Origin of the sequence: Corynebacterium sp. H113, from assembly GCF_037572315.1 — a bacterium.
Taxonomy (GTDB): domain Bacteria; phylum Actinomycetota; class Actinomycetes; order Mycobacteriales; family Mycobacteriaceae; genus Corynebacterium.
This window is the reverse complement of sequence record NZ_JBBHKZ010000001.1, coordinates 271068-277493: the sequence shown is the minus strand read 5'-3', so window position 1 is coordinate 277493 and position 6426 is coordinate 271068. Positions and strand designations below refer to the sequence as shown.

Sequence of the window (6426 nt, the reverse complement as noted above, 5' to 3'; positions counted from 1 at the left end):
TCTCTTTTTTTCGCCGGTGTTTCCTCTCTCTGGTTCTCACACACCCCCCCCCCCCCCCCCCCCACTTCGACGTGTGCTGCTTGACGACGGTCGTCGTTACGCAGAAACCTCTACCATCAGCTCAACTTCTACTGGGGTATTCAGTGGTAGTTCATTTACGCCAACAGCCGAACGAGCGTGCTGACCTGCGTCGCCAAAGATCTCTCCGAGAAGTTCGGAGGCACCATTAATAACGCCCGGCTGGCCGTTGAAACCTGCAGCCGAGGACACGAAGCCCGTGACCTTCACAATGCGCACAACATTGTCGATGCCCACGAGCGCATCGACGGCAGCTAGCGCGTTGAGGCAGGCAGTGCGAGCGGCGATCTTGGCGTCGTCGGCGGATACGACATCGGTGGCTTCGCCTGCATCAGCGTCTGGTGTTTCAGAGGTGACGTGACCGACGTGGGTGAGCTCGCCGTCAACGAATGGCAGCTGACCCGAGGTGTAGACAATATTGCCGGTCTGTACAGCCGGAACATAGGCAGCAACTGGGGCGGCTACTGCTGGAAGCTCGATTCCGAGCTCAGCCAAGCGTGCAGAAATAGAGTTAATGGTGTCAGCCATGCGTTACGCCTCCTTAGCGCGCTTCATGTAAGCAATGTGCTGCTCACCCGTTGGCCCTGGCAGGACGGTAACGAGCTCCCATCCATCTTCTCCCCAGGTATCGAGGATTTGCTTGGTTGCGTGAGTGAGCAGTGGAACGGTTGCGTATTCCCAAGAAGTAGTCATGTGTCCCAAGGGTAGTGGTGTTCGTGGCCGCTGTGGAGGTTTGTTCGCGTCTGCCATTTCAAATCGGCTCGGTAACTCCATTGCGACCCAGGTCAAATCAGCAAAAGCCCAGGTCACGATTTCTCGTGCCGGGCTGCAGTGGAGCTACCGAGCCGAAACAAAAGCGCAGACCGGGAAAACCATCAATCCCGATCTGCGCTGAAGAGCTCAGAGGCTATATCACCAGTTATATTGCCAAACTACTTATTCTGCATCTGTGCTTCGTACTGAGCTGCGTAATGCTCAGCCCACGACGTAATTTCTGGGTGATCGCGCAACATCGCGCGTCGCTGACGCTCGGTCAGGCCACCCCACACACCGAACTCAACCTCGTTGTCCAGTGCATCTGCACGACACTGCAGAACTACTGGGCAGTGCCGGCAGATAACTGCTGCCTGGCGCTGAGCCGCACCGCGGACAAACAGCTCATCTGGATCAATGTCACGGCACTTAGCTTGGGTAACCCACTCTTGACGATCCCTAAAGCTCTCCGGACCCAACACTCGCTCGTCGGAACTAGGTGCTACACGCAGGCTGAGCTGAGTAACGGTGCGGTTCTTGTCCGGAATCGTGGCGGTCATTGATGGCCTCCTTGAGCTTTCTCCTATACCCGATCTCTTCGTCTCAGGGGTAGGAATCACTTAGTTAAGTGTTGATTTGTTGTTGTAAGTCTATTCACAACGCTTCGCAAGTGTCTACTGCGTCACACTCCAGGGGTGATGCAGAACACAGAGATGCAGGTAACTGGTTCGCTTTGTCATCCGTTTCGGGGGTGAGCTACGTCACTAAACAGGCTTTAACGCTCCCCGCTTGTTTCACCTGACATACATACTTTCCGACGAACGAAGCGCCATTAACGCACCGCAACATTGTTCGCTCCGTCGTCAAGCGAGCACGGGGAAATGCTTGCGCTGGCGCTTCTGCCTTTTGGCATTTCGGAACGGCAAGTAGTGTTATGCGTGTGAATAACGGAAAGAACCTACTAAAACTGGCCGTAGCGGTTATCCTGACCGGCCTGGTTTTGGCGAGCGCTCTTTTCCCTCCAGCGGGCGGCGTGAGCTATTTGATGGCGCGGACGGCAGACGACTTGGCAGTGTCAGCGCGATCGGTCATTACGGAGCCGGCACCGTCCATTACGACTATTACGGATCGTAATGGCGAGCCTATGGCGTGGATGTACGAGCAACGTCGTGTGAATGTGCCATCGGAAAAGATCTCTGAGCCAATGAAGCAGGCGATCGTCGCTATCGAGGATCGCCGCTTCTGGGAGCACTCAGGAGTGGACTGGCAGGGCACGGCACGTGCGGCTGTCACGAACTTCGTGTCAGGTTCTGTAGCCCAGGGTGCATCCACGCTGGAGCAGCAGCTGATCAAGAACCACACTCTGTTGGTGAATTCGAAGACAGAGGCAGAACGTCGTGCTGCAACGGCTACTGACTATGGCCGTAAGTTGCGAGAGATTCGCATTGCCCAGGATCTGGAAGGGTCGATGTCGAAGGATGAGGTGCTGACCAAGTACCTCAATGTTGTTCCTTTCGGCAATGGTTCTTTCGGTGTCGAGGTTGCCGCGCAGACCTATTTCGGTGTCCCTGCCGCAGAGCTGAAGGTCGAGCAGGCTGCATTGTTAGCTGGTCTGGTACAGCAAACGACGGGACTGGATCCGTATACGAATCCAGAAGGAGCGACGGCTCGTCGTAACGAAGTCCTGTCGGCGATGGAATCCACGGGCGCAATTACGCCAGAACAAGCAAAGGCTGCGAAAGACGCGCCACTCGGTGTCCTGGAGGAACCACAGAGCCTTCCTCAGGGCTGCATCAGCGCAGGCGACCGTGGCTTTTTCTGCGACTACACAGTGTCCTATTTAAATGAGCATGGCATTGACCGCGAGGAACTGGCTCGTGGTGGCTACACCATTCGCACAACCCTGGATCCGAAGGTGCAGGAGAATACGCAGCGCGCCCTGCGCGAACAGGCTGATCCGCAGGCGGAAGGCGTTGCGGAGGTCATGAATGTTGTGGAGCCTGGCAAGGACACTCGACGTGTGCTTGCGATGGCGTCGTCACGCGTCTACGGTCTGGATGCCAACGCAAAGCAGACGGTACAGCCACAGACATACACACCAGTCGGCAACGGTGCGGGATCGGTGTTCAAGATCTTCGCGGCGACGGCTGCGGTCGAGCGCGGCATGGGTATTGATACGTCGCTGTGGGTTCCTCGTCGCTACGAGGCGTGGGGTCTTGGCAGCGGTGGCGCAGCCGGTTGCCCAGAAGGCATGTACTGCGTGGAAAATGTAGGCAACTTCCCGTCGTCGATGACGTTGCGCGAGTCGCTGGCGCGCTCGCCGAATACACCTTTCATCCAGATGTCGGAGCAAGTTGGCGTTGACGGCGTCATGGATATGGCAGTTCGTTTGGGCATGCGTTCGTACACGGAGGAAGGCAGCTTCGACGGTGAATCGTCGGTTCAGGAGTACGTGTCGGAGCACACTCTCGGCTCGTTCGTGCTGGGGCCAACTCCGGTCGACGCGCTGGAGCTTTCCAACGTCGGCGCAACCCTCGCTTCGGGCGGTCGCTGGTGCGAACCGTCTCCTATTGACTCGATTACGGACTCCAATGGCGAGCCAGTCGAGCTCGAAGTCCCACCGTGCGAGGACGCCGTGGATCCTGGCGTGGCCGGCGCTATCGCTAACGCCATGAGCGAGGACACCACGTTCGGCACTGCGAAGGACGCGGCTGCAAAGTTCAACTGGGATGGCAAGGTATCGGCGAAGACGGGTACCACCGAGTCTCACCAGTCAGCCGCATTCTTGGGATTCACGAATGGTCTTGCCGCGGCGGTTTACACCTACAACGACTCCCCTACTGTCACGCAGCTGTGCACGACCCCGCTGCGTCAGTGTTGGGAAGGCGATCTCTTCGGTGGTCGCGAACCAGCTCGGACATGGTTCAGTGCGATGCGCCCAATCGTCGACGAGTACGGCGGAATGAATATCCCCGAACTTGACGACGACTTCCTACAAGGCACATCTATTTCCAGGTTGCCAAACGTTGTTGGCATGCAAGAGCCAGAAGCTCGCCGGAAGTTGGAGGAAGCGGGCTTTAAGGTGGAATCTCAGCGTGCTTCACAAACAGGCGAACCACGTGGCATCGTCACCTCGACGCAGGTGCCTGGCCTGTTGCTGAAGGGTGGCACGGTGACCATCTACGTATCTGATGGCTCGGCCAAGCCGGCTCCACCACGTACAACCACGCGACGTCCAACGAGCACGTGGACGGTGCCATCTCCTTCTGAGATGCCATCGCTGGAAGAGCTGATTCCAGACCTACCAACTCCACCGACTACCGGCGGTGGCGGTGGCGGTGCCGGTGGGGGCACTGGTGGCGGAATTGATATTCCGGGTATCGGAAGAATCCCGTTCTAGAGAGCTAGCCCTGAGGGACTAGCCCTGGAGTGCAGCCTTGACCGCGTCGGACAGACGCTTGCCGTCGGCCTGGCCGGCGGCTTTTTCCTTGGCCAACTTCATGACCTGCCCCATCATCTTCATGTTTGGCGCGTCATCTCCAGCGACTTCCTTGATGGAATCGGCGACGAGGCTGTTCAGCGCGTCGTCGTCAAGCTGAGCCGGCTGGTACTTGGTGAACACCTCAGCTTCTGCAAGCTCGGCTTCGGCCAGCTCAGGGCGGTTGTTGGAAGCGTACATGTCGGCGGATTCGCGACGCTTCTTGATCTCACGCTCGATGACTCGCAGGACCTCCGCGTCGGTGAGCTCATGCTTGGCTCCAGAGACTTCTTCGGTCTGGATTGCAGCCTTCAGCATGCGCAGTGCGCCCACGGTTTCTTTGTCGCGGGCCTTCATCGCAGCGGTCATGTCGGAAATGATCTTGGCCTTCAATTCACTCATGTTTTTAGGTTACGCAGTTGCGTTCGCGCCCGTGCGAAAAGGGTGGCGGCGCCGAATGGGAGGGGTGCGCGGGGTGCCGTAGCTAATCCGTGACGCCCTGTACCCTGTCTCTCGTGGATAAGAACTCGAAGATTCTGAATACTCCGCTCGCTGGTCCAGCGCTCATGGCGGCAGGCACTGCGGTGCTGGGTGCGTCGGTGTTCCTGTGGGCGAATCAGGTCGAGCTGCGCGCATTTCGCCTGAAGAAGGTCGAAGTGCCGCTGTTGCCAACCGGGTCCGGGTTCGGCACGGAGCGTGAGCCTTTCCGCATTTTGCATGTGTCCGATTTCCACATGTTGCCAAGGCACAAGCTCAAGCAGAAGTGGGTTGCGTCGCTGGATGCGCTGAATCCAGATCTCGTTGTCAACACGGGCGACAACTTGAGTAGCATGGACGCTGTTCCATCGGTGTTGTCGGCATTGGGTCCGCTGCTGAATCGACCTGGTGTCTTCGTGTTCGGTACAAATGACTATTTTGCGCCGAAGCCAGTTAATCCGTTCAAATACTTGACGGGTAAGAAGCGCAAGCCTTCTGAGGTCGAGCTTCCGTGGCAGGATATGCGCGCCGCCTTCATCGAGCGAGGCTGGCAGGACGCCACGCATCAGCGCCTCGAGTTCATGGCTGGTGGGGTGAAGCTTGCGGTCACTGGTGTGGACGATCCGCACCACAACCTCGACGACTATGCCCAGGTAGCCGGATTCCCCAACCCGGATGCAGATCTCGCTGTTGGCCTGTCGCACTCCCCGGAACCACATGTCCTGGATCAGTTCGCTGCCGACGGCTATGACCTTGTCATGAGTGGCCACACCCACGGCGGCCAGGTCTGTCTTCCTGGCGAGCGCCCCATTGTCACCAACTGTGGCATCGACCGTTCACGCGCATCCGGTCTCGCGCGCTGGACCGAGCGCACCTGGATGCACGTGTCCAACGGTCTTGGTACGTCTCCGTATGCGCCGGTTCGCCTGTTTTGCCGTCCATCGGCGACATTGATTGAGGTTGTCTCGAAGTAGGGCCATTTTCAATAAGAACCGAGAGCTTTACGACGATCCCCAAAAGCGCCCCGCCCCTACCAGGCACTTTGCGAAGCCGAGCTGACGAGGTCTACAGTTATTTTCGTTACGCACTGGGGTAAATTCCAGTGGATTTTGGTCCCTGGCGCGAACGGCTCCGGGGTATAGCGCAGCTTGGTAGCGCACTTCGTTCGGGACGAAGGGGCCGTGGGTTCAAATCCCGCTACCCCGACCAAGTTCTTTTTCACGCGGCATATGCGCACCGCACCCATTGCGCCTCGCCGCAGAATGACCGCGAATTGCGGTCAATTCTGTCGGATTGTGCGTGAATCTACCCCCGTCGACAAGTGGTTTTGAGTGCGCCTGCACGAGTCGAGATCGACCTGCAATTCAGTGCTGATCTCGCGCTCCTGTATTTCGAAGTAGACGCAATGGTGGGGAGATGGCACCGGCTTTCGACAAGGATCCGGCGATGAATGGCATTAATTCAAAGTCACCGCGAATCAATATGAAGGCTACTAAGAGTTGGCCAATATTTGCCCGCAGAGTTTTCGGTTTGTCATATATCTAATACGCGCGCGGGAAACCGCCCGGCGCGACGACAAAATCGGTTGTTCCCCGTGACTCCCCAACACTTCCCGGCACTCCGTGATACCGCTCCTCGGT

General features: G+C 57.8%; 6 protein-coding genes and 1 tRNA gene. 3 read left to right on the top strand and 4 right to left on the bottom strand.

The annotated features are described in order from the left end of the window. Positions 1 to 96: 96 nt before the first annotated feature. The 3 genes from WG938_RS01230 to WG938_RS01220 form a co-directional block, all read right to left on the bottom strand. Positions 97 to 606, bottom strand: coding sequence for a RidA family protein (locus WG938_RS01230; RefSeq protein WP_339976729.1), 510 nt, complete (start codon positions 604 to 606; stop codon positions 97 to 99). A gap of 3 nt (positions 607 to 609) precedes the next feature. Beyond that, the gene (locus tag WG938_RS01225; protein WP_339976728.1) at positions 610 to 771 is read right to left on the bottom strand and encodes a hypothetical protein; all 162 of its coding nucleotides are present in this window, start codon (positions 769 to 771) and stop codon (positions 610 to 612) included. 239 nt (positions 772 to 1010) lie between these two features. Continuing rightward, positions 1011 to 1391, bottom strand: coding sequence for a WhiB family transcriptional regulator (locus WG938_RS01220; protein WP_339976726.1), 381 nt, complete (start codon positions 1389 to 1391; stop codon positions 1011 to 1013). 374 nt (positions 1392 to 1765) lie between these two features. Here WG938_RS01220 and WG938_RS01215 point away from each other — a divergent pair, with 374 nt between their 5' ends. Beyond that, entirely contained in the window at positions 1766 to 4231 is a 2466-nt protein-coding gene (locus WG938_RS01215; protein ID WP_339976724.1) for a transglycosylase domain-containing protein, read from the top strand. Between the two features lie 18 nt (positions 4232 to 4249). Here WG938_RS01215 and WG938_RS01210 read toward each other — a convergent pair whose 3' ends face one another. Continuing rightward, positions 4250 to 4711 carry a GatB/YqeY domain-containing protein gene (locus WG938_RS01210; protein ID WP_339976722.1) on the bottom strand — a complete coding sequence of 154 codons (462 nt, stop codon included), beginning with the start codon at positions 4709 to 4711 and terminating at the stop codon, positions 4250 to 4252. A 164-nt stretch (positions 4712 to 4875) separates the two neighbouring features. Between WG938_RS01210 and WG938_RS01205 the strand changes: the two genes are divergently transcribed. Both WG938_RS01205 and WG938_RS01200 read left to right on the top strand, forming a co-directional pair. Continuing rightward, entirely contained in the window at positions 4876 to 5760 is an 885-nt protein-coding gene (locus WG938_RS01205; RefSeq protein ID WP_339976754.1) for a metallophosphoesterase, read from the top strand. Between the two features lie 158 nt (positions 5761 to 5918). Beyond that, positions 5919 to 5995 (top strand) — tRNA-Pro (locus WG938_RS01200). Positions 5996 to 6426: the final 431 nt, after the last annotated feature.